The organism is Streptomyces sp. NPDC050147 (assembly GCF_040660195.1).
In the GTDB taxonomy this organism is placed as follows: domain Bacteria; phylum Actinomycetota; class Actinomycetes; order Streptomycetales; family Streptomycetaceae; genus Streptomyces.
In genome coordinates this window covers 78,687-91,783 of record NZ_JBFALJ010000006.1, presented here as the reverse complement: position 1 = coordinate 91,783, position 13,097 = coordinate 78,687, and the positions used below count along the sequence as shown (strand labels likewise).

12 protein-coding genes and 1 tRNA gene are annotated in these 13,097 nt (G+C 71.5%); 5 read left to right on the top strand and 8 right to left on the bottom strand.

Features of this window, described 5'->3' with window-relative positions:
- Positions 1-91 precede the first annotated feature (91 nt).
- The 5 genes from AB0I94_RS12220 (at position 92) to AB0I94_RS12200 (ending at position 5,308) form a co-directional block, all read left to right on the top strand.
- Entirely contained in the window at positions 92-883 is a 792-nt protein-coding gene (locus AB0I94_RS12220; protein ID WP_363309420.1) for an IclR family transcriptional regulator C-terminal domain-containing protein, read from the top strand.
- A gap of 38 nt (positions 884-921) precedes the next feature.
- A tRNA-Lys gene (locus tag AB0I94_RS12215) sits at positions 922-995 on the top strand.
- Positions 996-1,136: 141 nt separating this feature from the next.
- Positions 1,137-2,369, top strand: coding sequence for a sensor histidine kinase (locus AB0I94_RS12210; protein WP_363309419.1), 1,233 nt, complete (start codon positions 1,137-1,139; stop codon positions 2,367-2,369).
- Positions 2,302-2,973, top strand: a complete 672-nt coding sequence (locus AB0I94_RS12205; protein WP_363309418.1) for a response regulator transcription factor — start codon at positions 2,302-2,304, stop codon at positions 2,971-2,973. The genes AB0I94_RS12210 and AB0I94_RS12205 overlap by 68 nt, the downstream gene beginning before the upstream one ends.
- Before the next feature lie 166 nt (positions 2,974-3,139).
- Positions 3,140-5,308, top strand: a complete 2,169-nt coding sequence (locus AB0I94_RS12200; protein WP_363309417.1) for an MMPL family transporter — start codon at positions 3,140-3,142, stop codon at positions 5,306-5,308.
- On the opposite strand, the gene AB0I94_RS12195 is transcribed toward AB0I94_RS12200, so the two are convergent.
- From AB0I94_RS12195 to AB0I94_RS12160, 8 genes are all read right to left on the bottom strand, one after another.
- Positions 5,283-5,600 carry a hypothetical protein gene (locus AB0I94_RS12195; RefSeq protein ID WP_363309416.1) on the bottom strand — a complete coding sequence of 106 codons (318 nt, stop codon included), beginning with the start codon at positions 5,598-5,600 and terminating at the stop codon, positions 5,283-5,285. The two genes, AB0I94_RS12200 and AB0I94_RS12195, sit on opposite strands and share 26 nt — an antisense overlap.
- Before the next feature lie 96 nt (positions 5,601-5,696).
- Positions 5,697-6,371, bottom strand: a complete 675-nt coding sequence (locus tag AB0I94_RS12190) for a response regulator transcription factor (protein WP_363309415.1) — start codon at positions 6,369-6,371, stop codon at positions 5,697-5,699.
- A complete protein-coding gene (locus tag AB0I94_RS12185; RefSeq protein WP_363309414.1) occupies positions 6,335-7,633 on the bottom strand; it encodes a sensor domain-containing protein in 1,299 nt (432 codons plus the stop codon). Before AB0I94_RS12185 ends, AB0I94_RS12190 begins: the two co-directional genes overlap by 37 nt.
- A 418-nt stretch (positions 7,634-8,051) precedes the next feature.
- Positions 8,052-9,716 carry an AMP-binding protein gene (locus AB0I94_RS12180; protein WP_363309413.1) on the bottom strand — a complete coding sequence of 555 codons (1,665 nt, stop codon included), beginning with the start codon at positions 9,714-9,716 and terminating at the stop codon, positions 8,052-8,054.
- Between the two features lie 131 nt (positions 9,717-9,847).
- On the bottom strand, positions 9,848-10,282 hold the full coding sequence (locus tag AB0I94_RS12175; protein ID WP_363309412.1) for a DUF3592 domain-containing protein: 435 nt from the start codon (positions 10,280-10,282) through the stop codon (positions 9,848-9,850).
- Between the two features lie 130 nt (positions 10,283-10,412).
- The gene (locus AB0I94_RS12170) at positions 10,413-11,015 is read right to left on the bottom strand and encodes a lytic polysaccharide monooxygenase (protein WP_363309411.1); all 603 of its coding nucleotides are present in this window, start codon (positions 11,013-11,015) and stop codon (positions 10,413-10,415) included.
- A 104-nt stretch (positions 11,016-11,119) separates the two neighbouring features.
- Complete coding sequence (locus tag AB0I94_RS12165) at positions 11,120-11,800, bottom strand: nucleoside/nucleotide kinase family protein (RefSeq protein WP_363309410.1); 681 nt, start codon at positions 11,798-11,800, stop codon at positions 11,120-11,122.
- Positions 11,787-12,971 (bottom strand): SPFH domain-containing protein, encoded by a 1,185-nt coding sequence (locus AB0I94_RS12160; protein ID WP_363309409.1) that lies wholly within the window; start codon positions 12,969-12,971, stop codon positions 11,787-11,789. The genes AB0I94_RS12165 and AB0I94_RS12160 overlap by 14 nt, the downstream gene beginning before the upstream one ends.
- Positions 12,972-13,097: the final 126 nt, after the last annotated feature.

The following is a 13,097-nucleotide window of genomic DNA, read 5'->3' as shown; positions in this document are numbered from 1 at the left end:
AATTCGGCAACTGCCGCTCCCTGACGCCCCTTTGGCGGCTATCGTGGGACGGAGCCCAGCTGTCCGGAACCGTTGCACGCAGGGGGAAGCCGTGGCGCTGAAGCACGAGCCGACCACGCCGCAGCACTCGGTGCAGAGCGCGCTGCGGGTGCTCGAGATCGTCGCCCGGCACAACGCCGGCGTCACCGACGCCGAACTCGCCCGGCAGACCAAGATCCCCACGCCCCAGCTCGCCGCCCTGCTGCGGATGCTGCGCCGTGAGGCATACGTCAAACAGGTGGCCGACGGTGCGTACGTCACCGGTGAATCCCTCGCCCGCCTCGGCTCGGCCCACCGCCGCGAGCAGGCCCTGCGGGAGAAGCTCAAGGTCACGCTCGACGAACTGCGCGACTCGATCGGCGCGGCCGTCTACATCAGCCGGTACGAGGACGGCGAAATCAAGATCACCGACTTCGCGGACGGTCCCCGCGCGCCCAAGGTCAACGAATGGGTGGACTTCCGCTCCTCCGCGCACGCCAGCGCGATCGGCAAGAGCCTGCTGACCCAGCTCGACCTGAACGGCCGCAGGGACCACCTCTCCCGTCACAAGATGGCCCGGCTCACCTCACGGACGATCACGAACGAGCGGGTTCTCCTCAGCCGCCTCGCCGCCCAGCCCGCCACGGTCCCGGTCCTCGACCTCCAGGAGTACGCGGTCGGCACGGTCTGCGCCGCGGTCCCGATCACCGCGGGCTCCGCGGTCGGCTGCCTGGCGCTCTCCCTCCCGGTGGAGCACGCGCACCGGCTCCGGGAAGCGGCTCGGACGCTCAACCGCGGGGCGGCGCCGGTGCTGCTCTCCCTGGCGATCCAAGGCCCGCCGGGGGTCGCGCGCGGGCGGTCCTGAGCACTCTCCAGGACCAGGTATTATTTTTGAGTCAGCAGGCGCCGCTAGCTCAGTTGGTTAGAGCAGCTGACTCTTAATCAGCGGGTCCGGGGTTCGAGTCCCTGGCGGCGCACAGACAGGGAGAAGCCCCTCGCGGAAGCGAGGGGCTTCTCGCGTTTCACGGGACACCCCGCGTATATCCCCCGCACCGGTGAGGACAGCGCCGCCGGGGCGCCGCGATACTGGCACGGCCTCCTGCCCCGAGGAGCCCGCGATGTCACATCCCTTCCTCGCACTGTCCCGGCTGCGCACCGCCCTCCCCTACGTCGTGGACACCGCGCTCGCCGCCCTGGTGCTCTTCGCCGTCTCGCTCCAGTTCCTCTTCCCGGACGAGGGCGGCGACCCGCTCAGCGCGGCCGGGTTCGCGCTCGGTGCGGGCACGGCGGTGCCGCTGATCTGGCGGCGCCGCGCGCCCATGGTCTGCGCGAGCGTGATCTCCTTCTTCACGCCCGCCATGGCGCTCTACCACCGGCCGCCGCCCGACGTCTGCGTCGGCGGCATGGTCGCCCTTTACACCGTGGCCGCCCTGAGCACACCGCTGCAACGGCGCGTCATGCTCGCCGGGTGGCTGACGGGGGCGGCCGTCACGATGACCTTCAAGGAACACGCCGAGCCCTACGAGTACCCCTTCCACCTGCTCACCCTCATCAGCGCGTACGCCCTCGGGTCCTTGGCCCGCGTCCAGCGCGCGTACGCCGTGGCCCTGGAGGAGCGTGCCCGGCGCCTGGAGCGGGAGCGCGCCACCGAGACGGCGCGGGCGGTCAGCCAGGAGCGGTCCCGGATCGCCCGCGACATGCACGACATCCTCGCCCACGCGGTGAGCCTGATGGTGGTCCAGGCCGAGGCGGGGCCCGTGGTGGTCCGCAGCGACCCGGACCGCGCGGTGGGAGCGTTCGACGCGATCGCGGGGGCGGGACGCGACGCGATGGTGCAGCTGCGGCGGATTTTGGGCGTGCTGAGAGAGACGTCGGCCCCGGCCGGCGGACGCGTCCCGCAGCCGACGCTCGCGGCGCTTCCGGCCTTGGCCGAGCTGGTCGAACGCACCGGTCTGCGCGTCTCGTTGGTGCGGAACGGACACCCTCGGCCACTGGCACCCGACGTCGAGGTGGCCGCGTACCGCATCGTCCAGGAGGCGCTGACCAACTGCGTGAAGCACGCCGGAGCGAGTGCCGTGGTCATTGAACTCACCTGGTCCGTGGATGAGTTGAGCCTGTGCGTTCAGGACGACGGAGCCGGGATGCCGGCCTCGCAAGGCGCGGGGCACGGCCTCGTCGGCATCCGGGAACGCGCCACCGCCTGCGGTGGCACGGCGGAGGCCGGGGACGGTCCCGATGGTGGTTTCCGTATCGCCGTACGGCTGCCCACGGCATCCTTGGGGGATGAGCATCCGGGTGGCGGTCGCCGACGATCAGGAGCTGGTACGCAGCGGCTTCACCATGATCCTTGAAGCGCAGCCCGACATCGAGGTGGTGGCGGAGGCGGGTGACGGCGCCGAGGCGGTGGCCGCGGTGCTCCGGCACACCCCTGACGTCATCCTCCTGGACATCCGCATGCCGGGGATGGACGGCATCGAGGCGGCCCGCCAGGTGTGCGCGCAGTCCAGCTGCCGGGTCGTCATGCTCACCACGTTCGACCTCGACGAGTACGTGTACGAGGCGCTTTACGCGGGAGCGAGCGGCTTCCTGCTCAAGGACGTCCGCAGGGACGACCTGGTGCACGCGGTGCGCGTCGTGGCGGCCGGGGACTCCCTGCTCGCGCCCTCGGTGACACGGCGCCTGGTGGCGGACGTGGTCCGGCGCCGCCGCACGGACGCCGACGCCCCCGCCATGTCGCCCTCCGAACGCCTCGCGGTGCTCACCGCCCGCGAGGAGGAGACGCTGCGGCTCCTCGCCCGGGGGCTCTCCAACGCGGAGATAGCGGCGTCGTTCGTGGTCAGCGAGCACACGGTGAAGACCCATGTCAGCAACGTCCTGTCGAAGCTGGCGCTGCGGGACCGGGTGCAGGCGGTGATCTGCGCGTACGAGACAGGTCTGGTGGTTCCGGGAAGCTAGGGCCCTGGCCCCGCCGCTGCACCGCCATCGACATCTCCCCCGCCCGGCGGATACCTACCCCGCGCGAGGGAGGCGGCAAGACCGCTCGGCACGGCGATCCGCCGCGCACCGCCGAGGGCGACTCTGAGGGGCACACCCGGACCCCTTCCTCGGAGGAGGCAGAGCCATGCTGGCCGCTCTCGCCCGCACCGCGACCCAACGCCCCCGCACCGTCGTCCTCGTCTGGCTTCTGCTTCTCGTCCTCGGTCTCGGCTTCGGCACCCGCGTCTTCGGCGACCTGACGTCGTCCGTGGAAGACGTACCGGGCAGCGAGGCGGTCGTCGCGGCGGAACGCCTGGCCGAACTCACCCCGGAGGGCGACGACTTCAACGCCGTCGTGTCCGGCCCCTCCGTCGACTCGCCGCAGATCCGCGCGCAGGTGGACGCCGCGGTGTCCGACGTACGGAAGCAGCCGGGAGTCGCCCAGGTGCCCGATCCGTACACCACGCGCGGCCTGGTCGCCCAGGACGGCAAGGCCCTGCTCATCCCCGTCACGCTCAAGGGCGGCCTCGACGACGACACCGAAGAGGAGACGGTCTCCGACGCGGCCGACCGTCTCCGTGAGATCACCGCCGGTGACGTGGCGGTGAGCGGCGGGCCGCTGCTCGGCGAGCAGATGGGCGGCAGGGCACAGGAGGACGTGGCTCAGGCCGAGTTGATCACCCTGCCGGCCGTACTGATCGTGCTTCTGCTCATCTTCGGCGGGCTGCGGGCCGCCGGGCTCCCCCTCCTGGTCACCGTGAGCGGTGTGGCGGGTGCCTTCCTGACGCTCTACGGCTTCAGTCAGTTCACCGAGATCTCCGTCTACGCCGTCCAGATCGTCACCATGCTGGGGCTCGGCCTCGCCGTGGACTACGCACTCCTGATGGTGATCCGCTTCCGTGAGGAGCGGGGCAGGACGCACGACGTGGCGGGGGCCGTGCACGCGACCGTCGCCCGCGCCGGACGCACCGTCCTGTTCTCCGGCCTGACGGTGGCCATCAGCCTGTCGGGGCTCGTCTGGTTCCCCAGCCCGTTCCTGCGCAGCATGGGCCTCGCGGCCGGCGCGGTGGTCGTGGTCGACATGCTGGCGGCGCTGACGCTGCTGCCCGCGCTGCTCGCCCTGTTCGGCGGGAAGATCGCACCTTCGGGCATGAAGTCCCGTACGTGGAAGGAACCTTGGCGGCGGACAAGTGGCGCGGGTGCCGCGCCCGAGCCCGGTGCCTTCTTCGCCCGCCTCGCCCTCTTCTCCGCCCGGCGTCCGGTGGCCGTGACCGCCACCGTCGTCGCCGTGCTCACCCTTCTCGCGTTGCCCGCCTTCGGGCTGCGGATCAACATCGGGGACGCCCGGCAGCTTCCGCACGACACCGAGGCGCGGCAGCTGTACGAGGCCGTGCGCGAGCATTATCCGGCGGGGGCGGACACCGACCCCGTCCAGGTGCTCATCGGGGCGGGCGCCGACCCTGACTGCGAGGACAGGATCCGGGCCCTTCCCGGGATCAGGGCGGCCGAACGCGAGCGGCTCTCCGACGGCACGGTCCTGCTCGAGCTGACCCCGGCCGGGTCGGTCGACGGCCCCACCGCCACCCGGCTCGTGGAGCAGGTGCGCGACCTCCGTGGCGACGAACCGATCCAGGTCACCGGCAACGCCGCGAGTCTCGTCGACTTCCGTTCGATGCTCGCCGAGCGCGCGCCCTGGGCCGTACTCACCGTGGTGGCCGCACTGTTCGGCCTGCTCTTCGCCTTCACCGGCTCGCTGCTTCTCCCGCTGCGTACGCTCGCCACCACCCTGCTCAGCCTGGGCGCCGCGCTCGGCGTCGTCGTGTGGGTCTTCCAGGACGGGCATTTGGCGGGGCTGCTCGGCGGGGAGGGGCTCGGGGCGCTGAGTCTGACCGCGCCGCCGCTGATCATCGCGATCGCGTTCGGGCTCGCGATGGACTACGAGCTGTTCATCCTGTCCCGCATGCGGGAGACGTGGCTGGAGACCGGTGACCATCGCGCCGCCACCGTCGAGGGTCTGCGCCGCTCGGGCCGCGTCGTCAGCTGTGCGGCGCTGCTGCTCGCGATCGTCTTCGGCGGCTTCATGACCGGTGGCTTCTCACCGATCCTGCAGATCGGGCTCGGTCTGACGCTCGCCGTGCTCATCGACGCGACGCTGGTGCGGATGTTCCTCGTGCCGGCGACGATGACGCTGCTCGGCCGCCGTGCCTGGTGGGCGCCGCGGCGGCTGCGGACGTTCCATCGGCGGTACGGGCTCCGCGAGGCGCCGCCGTCTCCTGACGGTGGCCTCGTCAGGCAAGCACCACCCAGTCCATGAGCAGCGCGGCCACCAGGCCGACGGCGAGGAGATAGCTGCCGAGCCGGGTCCGGCCGCGCCTGCTGAGTTCTATCACCAGACCACAGAGGACGAGCAGCAGCCCGTACACCCCCACGACCAGGACGGACGACCGGCTCGCCAGGCGTACGGCGAGCACTACGGCCGCCGCGGCCATCAGCACCGAGGCCGCGGCGATCCGTATGCGCCGGGCCTGGCGCGGCGTGAGGCCGGCCCGGCCTGCCTGGTCTGCCTGGGCTGCCCGGTCTGCCTCTGTCTGGTCTGACGTGCTCATGGTTGAGAATCGTAAGCGACGGGACCGGTGGCCTGTGCACGCTTTCCGGGAGCCTCCCGGGTGCTTTCCGGGCGCTTTCCGGGCGCTCAATGGGCCTCAGGACCTCAGATACGCCAGGACGGCGAGCACCCTGCGGTGGGTTCCGTCCCCGGGGGGCAGGTCCAGTTTGCCGAGGATGTTGCCGATGTGTTTGCCCACCGCGGCCTCGCTGACGACGAGTTCGGCGGCGATCGACGCGTTCGACCTGCCCTCGGCCACCAGACCGAGCACCTCGCGCTCGCGCGGGGTGAGCTGTTCGAGGGGATCGCGGCGACGCCTGATCAGCTGCCGTACGACCTCGGGGTCCACGACCGTGCCGCCCTCCGCGACCCGCGCCACCGCGTCGGCGAACTGCTCGACCTGGCCCACCCGGTCCTTGAGCAGGTAGCCGACGCCGGTGCCGTCGCCGGTGTCCAAAAGCTCGGCGGCGTACGAGCGTTGCACATACTGGCTGAGCACCAGAACCGGCAGCTTCGGCCGCCGTGCGCGCAGGGCGAGGGCGGCGCGCAGCCCCTCGTCCTGGAAGGTGGGCGGCATGCGTACGTCGGTGAGGACGAGGTCCGGTTCGTGCGCGTCGACGGCTGCGCCCAGCCCTTCGGCGTCACCGAGCGCGACCGGGACCTCGTGGCCGAAGCGGGCGAGCAGACCGATGAGCCCCTCACGGAGCAGCACGCTGTCCTCGGCGACGACGATCTTCAGTCTGCGAGGGCTTGGGGGTACTGGGCTCGGCACGGGATCTCCACGGACAGTACGGTCGGGCCGCCCGGCGGGCTGGTGACCGTCAGTGTGCCATCGAGCACCGCGATCCGGTCCGCCAGGCCGGTCAGGCCGGTGCCCCGGGTGGGGTCCGCGCCGCCGTCGCCCTCGTCGCGGACGTCGATGCGCAGGACTTCGCGCCGTTCATGGCGGGCCCTGATGTGCGCGCGGTGCGCGTTGCTGTGGCGGGCGATGTTGGTGAGGGCCTCGCGGGTGGCGAAGTACCCGGCGGACTCCACGGGTTCGGGAAGCCGGGGCAGGTCCAGGTCGGTGTCCACGGGGATCGTCGAGCGGTCGGCTGCGTCCTCGATGGCGGCGGCGAGGCCGTAGTCGGCGAGGACCTGGGGGTGGATGCCTCGGATGAGTTCGCGCAGTTCGGTGAGTACGTTGCCCGCCTCGTCGTGCGCCGTGGCGAGCTGGGAGGCGAGGGGGCTGCCGGGGGCGGCGTCGAGCCTGGCGAGGCCGAGGGTCATGGTCAGCGCGACGAGCCGCTGCTGGGCGCCGTCGTGCAAGTCCCGCTCGATGCGCCGCCGTTCGGCCTCGAAGGCGTCGACCAGGCGGGCCCTGGACCGGGTCACTTCGTCCAGCTGGGTGGCCAGCTCGGCTTCGCGGGGCGCGAGGAGGAGGCGGGCGAGGGCGGCTCGGGCAGAGGCGTAGGCGCCGAGGGGGTAGAGCAGCGGGGCGAGGAGGACAAGACCGAGGAGGGCCATGGCGAAGGCGTGCGGGTAATCACTGATCATCCAGAGCTTGGCGGCGCGTATCTCGCCGCCGTCCAGAGCCAGTTGGGCGGGAGCGCCGATGAGGAGGGCGGGGGCGCCGAGGGTGCAGGCGAGCATGAGGAGGTCGAGGGGCCACAGGACAAGGGCGAGCAGCACGGCGTAGGCGAGCTCACGCCAGGTGGCCTGCTCCTTGACGCGCAGCTTGAACCAGGCGGGGATGCCGGGGGCTTCGGGGGTGCGGTGGGGGGTGGGGGCACGGGGCGCGGGGTCGACGATGCGGAGGCGGTGGCGTTCCAGGGCGGCGATGGGTATGCCGGTGAGGGCCAGGAGGGGGAGGAGGGGGAGCCCTACGAGGACGAGGGTGAGGGCCAGCCCGAGGGTGAGGCCGAGAACACCGCCGACCAGGACCAGGACCCCCAGCAGCACGCCCCCGACGAGGTACACCACGCCCCTCCAGGGCGCACTGCTCCCGAGATACGCCCTCCCCCGCATCCCCACCCACACGCTTTCCCTGACCATGGGGCCACGGTATGCGCCTCCGCGACACGACCGGGCCGGGATCACTTCTCGGGACGCTGCGGACCCAAAGCACGTCCGGGACGAGGCCACCCGCCGGGGCGCTTCGGGCCCAAAGCCGCGACACGACGCCACCCACCGCACCGCAACGGAACCACAACCCGCCCGCGGCAAAGCCACCCACCGGAGCACCGCAGGCCCTAAGCCGCGACACGACGCCACCCACCGCACCGCAACGGAACCACAACCCGCCCGGGACAAGGCCCCCCACCGGAACACCGCAAGCCCAAAGCCGCGACACGACGCCGCCCACCCCGCCCCTCCTCCTCACCCCTGCCTGAACGCTCCCGCCCTCCCCCTGTCACCCCGGGGCAATCGGGCGGGTGGGCGGGAGAGCCCCCCCGGCGAGGGAAAGCAGGGCTCACCCAGGCAACAACCCCTCGCGCCCCTGCCCCCGGAACTGGGCCACCAGTACAGCCTCGTCACCGGACGTGAACCGCCGATAGACCCCCGCCCCAGGATCGGGGCGCCACCACACAGACCCCCCACAGCGAAACCCCTCCCCCCGCAAGGAAGAGCGGGCCACCTTATTGGTGGCCGTAACCGGCATCCGCCGAACCACCCGCACAAAACGAGGCGCCATCTTCGTCCCCAAGTCCGGCTGAGCCAGCAGAAACTCGGCGAAGGCGAGGGGATCGAACTCCACCCCCTCCCGGGGACAGACCGCGGCCATCACCTGATCCCCCGCCACCGGGTCGGGAACCGCGTACACCGCGACCGCCGCCACCCCCTCCCACCGCGCGAGGATGTTCTCGATCATCGCCGCCGCCAGGTTCTCGCTGTCCACGCGGAGCCTGTCGTCCGTACGTCCCGCGAAGTAGAGGAACCCCTCCGCGTCCCGGTAGAAGAGATCCCCCGTCCAGTACCATCCGTCCCGCAGCCGCGCCGCGTCCGCCTCGGAGTTTCGCCAGTACCCCTCGAAGGGCGTGCGCCCCTTGTTCACCAACTCCCCTATCGCCGCCTCCCCGTTCAGGAGCCGCCCGTCCGCCGCGAAGACAGCGGGCGGGCACTCCTCCCGCGTACCGGGATCCACCACCGCCAACTCGTCCCCCGGCGCCGCCCGCCCGATCGCCCCGGACGGAGTCCCCGGCGTCCGCTGAATCGCCGCCCCGCCCTCCGAAGAGCCGTAGCCCTCCACCAGCCGCACGCCGAACCGCTTCTCGAACCGCCCCGCGTCCACCGCACCGGCCTCCGTGCCGAAGCCCATCAGGAGGGGGTTCTCCGCGTCGTCGGGGCGATCGGGCGTGGCCAGGATGTACTGCACCGCCCGGCCCACGTACGTGAAGTACGTCGCCCCATGAGCCCGTACGTCGTCCAGGAACGCCGAAGCCGAGAAGCGCCGCCGCAGCGCCACCCCCGCCCCCGCCGCCAGCGCGGGCGCCCAGTCCGCGATCACCGCGTTGCCGTGGAACATGGGCATGCAGATGTAGTGGACCCCGTCCGGACCGAGCCGGAAGTGGCCGGCCAGGGACTGGCCCGCCGCCGCGAGACGGCCCTGACTGCAGATCGCAGCCTTGGGCGCCCCGGTCGAGCCGGAGGTGAAGTAGAGCAGTATCCGGCTGGACGGGCTCGCCGCCCGCCATGCCTCCGGGCACGCGTCCGCGTAAGGGGCCAGCAGCTCCCCGTACGCCTCCGTGTCCGTCACCAGCACGCGTACGCCGGGTAGTCGGAGGCCGTCAAGGAGTGCGAGGTGCGCCCGCTCCGTGACCAGGACCCGGCAGTCGGTGTGCACGATGTCGCGGGCCAGTTCCGCGCCCCTGCGCGTGGGGTTGATGCCCGCCACCGCCGCACCCGCAAGCGCCGCCGCGCTCAGCCACAGGGGGTACTCGGGAGTGTTGTCGAGCAGGACACCGACGTGCGGCTCGGCCCCTCTCGGCAGCAGGTCGGCAAGGAGCGCGGCCCTCGCCGCCGCACCCGCCGCGACCTGGTGATGAGTCATCTCCTGGTGCTCGAACCGCAGCCCGGGGCGGTGGTCGCCCCAGCGCGCCTGTACGAGTTCCGCGACGGTGCTCCCGGTGGACTTCATGGCCGCGCACCATAATTGATGGACCGTCAGATGGGGAGGGTCACGGCCTTGAGGAAGGACTAGGGAAGGTCCGGCTCATAGCCGTCGCCCGAGTCCTAGCCATCGTCCGAGGCGGACACGTCGCCAGAGCCTTACATGTCGGCCAAATCAAACATGTCATGCGCCGTCGCCATGAAGGCGACGCAGAAGGCGAGCATGACGCCGAGAAAGCAGAGCATGCCGATCATGGCCGCCGCACCCTTGGCGGGGCTCGGCGAGTGGGCCGTCGCCTTCTCGGGGCGATCCGCCGCGTAGTGCACGGTGACGAAGTCGCCCTCGATGATCGTCGCTGGGCCGTCCTCCTCCGCGAACCGGACGGGACGGCCCGCAGGCGGAGTGAACTCATAGACGTGGTGCAGCGTGGTCCTGAAGCGGTCGTTGTCGCTGTGGCGGCTCGTCGTGGTGTACGTGCGCAGGCAGCGCGCCTCCGCCGTTAGACCGCTCGACCACGCCTGCCGCAACTGCACGTAGTGCTTGATCACCTTGACCGCCATCGCGATCACCCCGGCGCACGTCAACGTCGGCACGGCATAGAGCATGAACTCCACTGCGTCCCCCGGTGATTGTCGCCGGTACTGCCCCGCGCACGCCGCCCTGGTCCGGGACGGCGTACGCGGAACCTACCCGCGGGGAGTTCCGTGGAGCCTCAAGCCATGCTCAGAACTTGACGTCGGAGCAGGCGTAGAACGCGTTCGTCGTGTCGTGGACCGTCCACACCGCGACGATCACGTGGTGTCCGCTCCTGCCGCCGGGAATCTTCCCGGAGTGCGAGAGCGTGGCGGGCGGCTGCTGGCCGTTGTAGGGGACGTTGAGGAACGGGGTCGTTTCGAGGGCGGCCCGGGTCACCGGCTTGCTCTCGTCCCAACCCTGCTTGGTTATGTAGTACTTGAAGTCGGTGGTGCGGTGGCGTGCCGTGAACTGCCAGCGGAAGCTGTAGTTCTGACCGGCGCTGACGCTGGTCGTGGGCCAGGCTCCGCCACCCGGCGCCTTCGGCTGGTTGAGCGCGTCGAAGCCGCTGACGCCTGCCGAACAGATCTTGCCGTCGGCGGGACCGGACGCCGGGAAGCCCTTGGGGCCCTCGACGCTCTGGGGTTCGTACTGGATGGAACCGCAGCCGCTCACCGTGCCGTTGGCACAGTTGATCTGGCGGCTGGCAGGCAGGTCGGTGTAGCCGTGACCGCTCGCGCCACCGGATGAGAGCGCGAGGGCCCCGACCGTGGTGGCACCGAGCATGGCCGCGTACATCTTCTTGTTTCGCATGCTGCCGCTCCAGGGGACGTGGGGGTTCCATGAGCCGTGCGCGCGCTGCGGCACTGCGGGTGCAGTGGGATGCAGTGAGTACTGCGGTCTAGACCAAGCCCAGATTATGGGCGGTAGTTGAACATGTCCATACCAATAGTGGAGACGATCCGATCGCACCGGTGGCGCGACTCCTCGACGAGATCACCGTTCGGGTTGTCGTTGGCCGCCACCCACTCGGCCGCCCCTTCGGCCGTCCGGCCGCCCGCCAACTGGCGATCGAGCAACCGCTGTTGGCGTACCTCCGCAGGTGCCCCCACGTACCAGCACTCCCCCATCAGCTCCCGCGCGTCGCGCCAGCCGGGCAGATCGCAGGCCAGGTAGTTCCCCTCGGTGACCACGAGCCGGGCGGCCGGCGGGACGCGGTGCCGGGCGGCGACCGGCTCGTGGAGCACGCGGTCGTAATCGGGTACGTAGATGTCGTGGCCGGTGTCATCGAGGACCCGGGCCAGGAGTGCGACGTACCCCCGGACGTCGAAGCTCGGCTCCGATCCCTTGCGGGAGGTGAGGGAGAGGCGCTCCAACTGGACGTTCGAGAGGTGGAACCCGTCGAGCGGAAGATACGCGGCCCCCTCGCCGATCTCCTCCACAAGCGCCCGCGCGAACGTCGACTTGCCCGCGCCGGGCGGCCCCGCGACCCCGAGGAGGGTGCGGGGCCGGTCGGCGGTCAGTTTCCAGGCGTCCTCGGCCAGGGCCGGGAGAGTGGGGGCGAGGGCGGTGGCGGTGGCGGTGTCATCGGTCTCCATGCCCCGTATAGAACGCCACGGTCAAGTCCTTGACCAAGGCCTTGCGCTCGTAGTCGTCGAGTTCGACCAGGCCACGGGTGGTCAGCCGCGTCACCGTGTCCTCGACGGAGTCCACCACCGAGGTGAGCACGCTGTCGCGGTGCCGCGCGTCCAGGGCGGCGACCCGGCGCAGGCGCATGGTGTCGGCGATCTCGGGGGCGTACTCGATGCGGGTCGGCTGGGCCGAGAAGATCTCGATGCCGACCGGTTCGGTCTCCGCCACGAGCATCCGGGTCAGCGCGTCGCCGACCGCGTCCGCGTCGCGCAGGGTCGCGGTGTCGTCATGGAAGGCGTCGGCGGGCAGCCGCGACAGGACGCGGGCGGTCGCCGCCTCGACACACTCGCGCAGATACTCCTGGTGGTCGGCGACGCCGAGCGTCGCCCGCGCCGCGTCCTTGACCCGCCACACCACGAGGACGACGACCCGCAGCGCGACCCCGCCCCGGTCCACCGCGGGCATCGGCTCGCTGCGCCAGTGCCGCAGGCGTACGTCGACGCGGCGGCGCAGGAGCAGCGGGTTGACCCACATCAGGCCGGTGCGGCGGACGCTGCCGCGGTACCGCCCGAAGAGGGTGAGCACCCACGCCGTACCGACCCGGCCCCTGGCAAGACCCCCGAACCCGAACAGCGCGAGCGCGCCCGATCCGGCGAGCGAGGCCCACTGCGCGAGGCCGAGCCCGGTGTACGCGTCGTAGCCGGCGGGCACGTCCGCCCCCAGCAGCGCCGCCGCCCGCGCCACCGGTTCGGGCAGCACCCCCGCCCACCAGAGCGCGGCGGCACACCCGGCGGCTCCCGCCATTCCGCCGAGCACCCCGACGGCACCGGGCAGCACGCGCGCGGACCGCTCGCCGAGGTCGGGGTCGACCACGGGCAGGGGCCGCGCCACCGATGCCGCGGGCCGCCGGGGGGTACGCGGCTGCTCCCCTGTCCCTTGGCGGCGCCGCACCACGGCGGGTGACAGGGACACCCCGGGGCCGGCGGGGTCGTCGCGGAAGAGCATATGGACGGGGATCTCGGTGGTGGCCTCGCTGTGGATCAGGCGCGGGGAGCGGGCGGTTGTGTCCGGGGCGCCGGCGGTCTGCGGGTCCTCGGGCTGGGGGGTCTGTGACCGTGATGCCGCTGTCGCACTCATCCTTGCCTCCGACTCATCCTTGCCTCCGCCTCATGCGTGCCTCGATCTCATGCGTGCCTGGATTTCATGCGTGCCTCGATCTCGCACATGCCTTGCTCTCGTACGTGACTCGATCTCGTACGTGCC

Bases quoted from the DNA above. Each gene is read 5' to 3' on its own strand.
- AB0I94_RS12180 (WP_363309413.1), bottom strand. From the start codon at position 9,716: ATGAAGTCCACCGGGAGCACCGTCGCGGAACTCGTACAGGCGCGCTGG.
- AB0I94_RS12195 (WP_363309416.1), bottom strand. From the start codon at position 5,600: ATGAGCACGTCAGACCAGACAGAGGCAGACCGGGCAGCCCAGGCAGAC.
- AB0I94_RS12185 (WP_363309414.1), bottom strand. From the start codon at position 7,633: ATGGTCAGGGAAAGCGTGTGGGTGGGGATGCGGGGGAGGGCGTATCTC.
- AB0I94_RS12205 (WP_363309418.1), top strand. From the start codon at position 2,302: ATGAGCATCCGGGTGGCGGTCGCCGACGATCAGGAGCTGGTACGCAGC.
- AB0I94_RS12200 (WP_363309417.1), top strand. From the start codon at position 3,140: ATGCTGGCCGCTCTCGCCCGCACCGCGACCCAACGCCCCCGCACCGTC.
- AB0I94_RS12170 (WP_363309411.1), bottom strand. From the start codon at position 11,015: ATGCGAAACAAGAAGATGTACGCGGCCATGCTCGGTGCCACCACGGTC.
- AB0I94_RS12165 (WP_363309410.1), bottom strand. From the start codon at position 11,800: ATGGAGACCGATGACACCGCCACCGCCACCGCCCTCGCCCCCACTCTC.
- AB0I94_RS12160 (WP_363309409.1), bottom strand. From the start codon at position 12,971: ATGAGTGCGACAGCGGCATCACGGTCACAGACCCCCCAGCCCGAGGAC.
- AB0I94_RS12210 (WP_363309419.1), top strand. From the start codon at position 1,137: ATGTCACATCCCTTCCTCGCACTGTCCCGGCTGCGCACCGCCCTCCCC.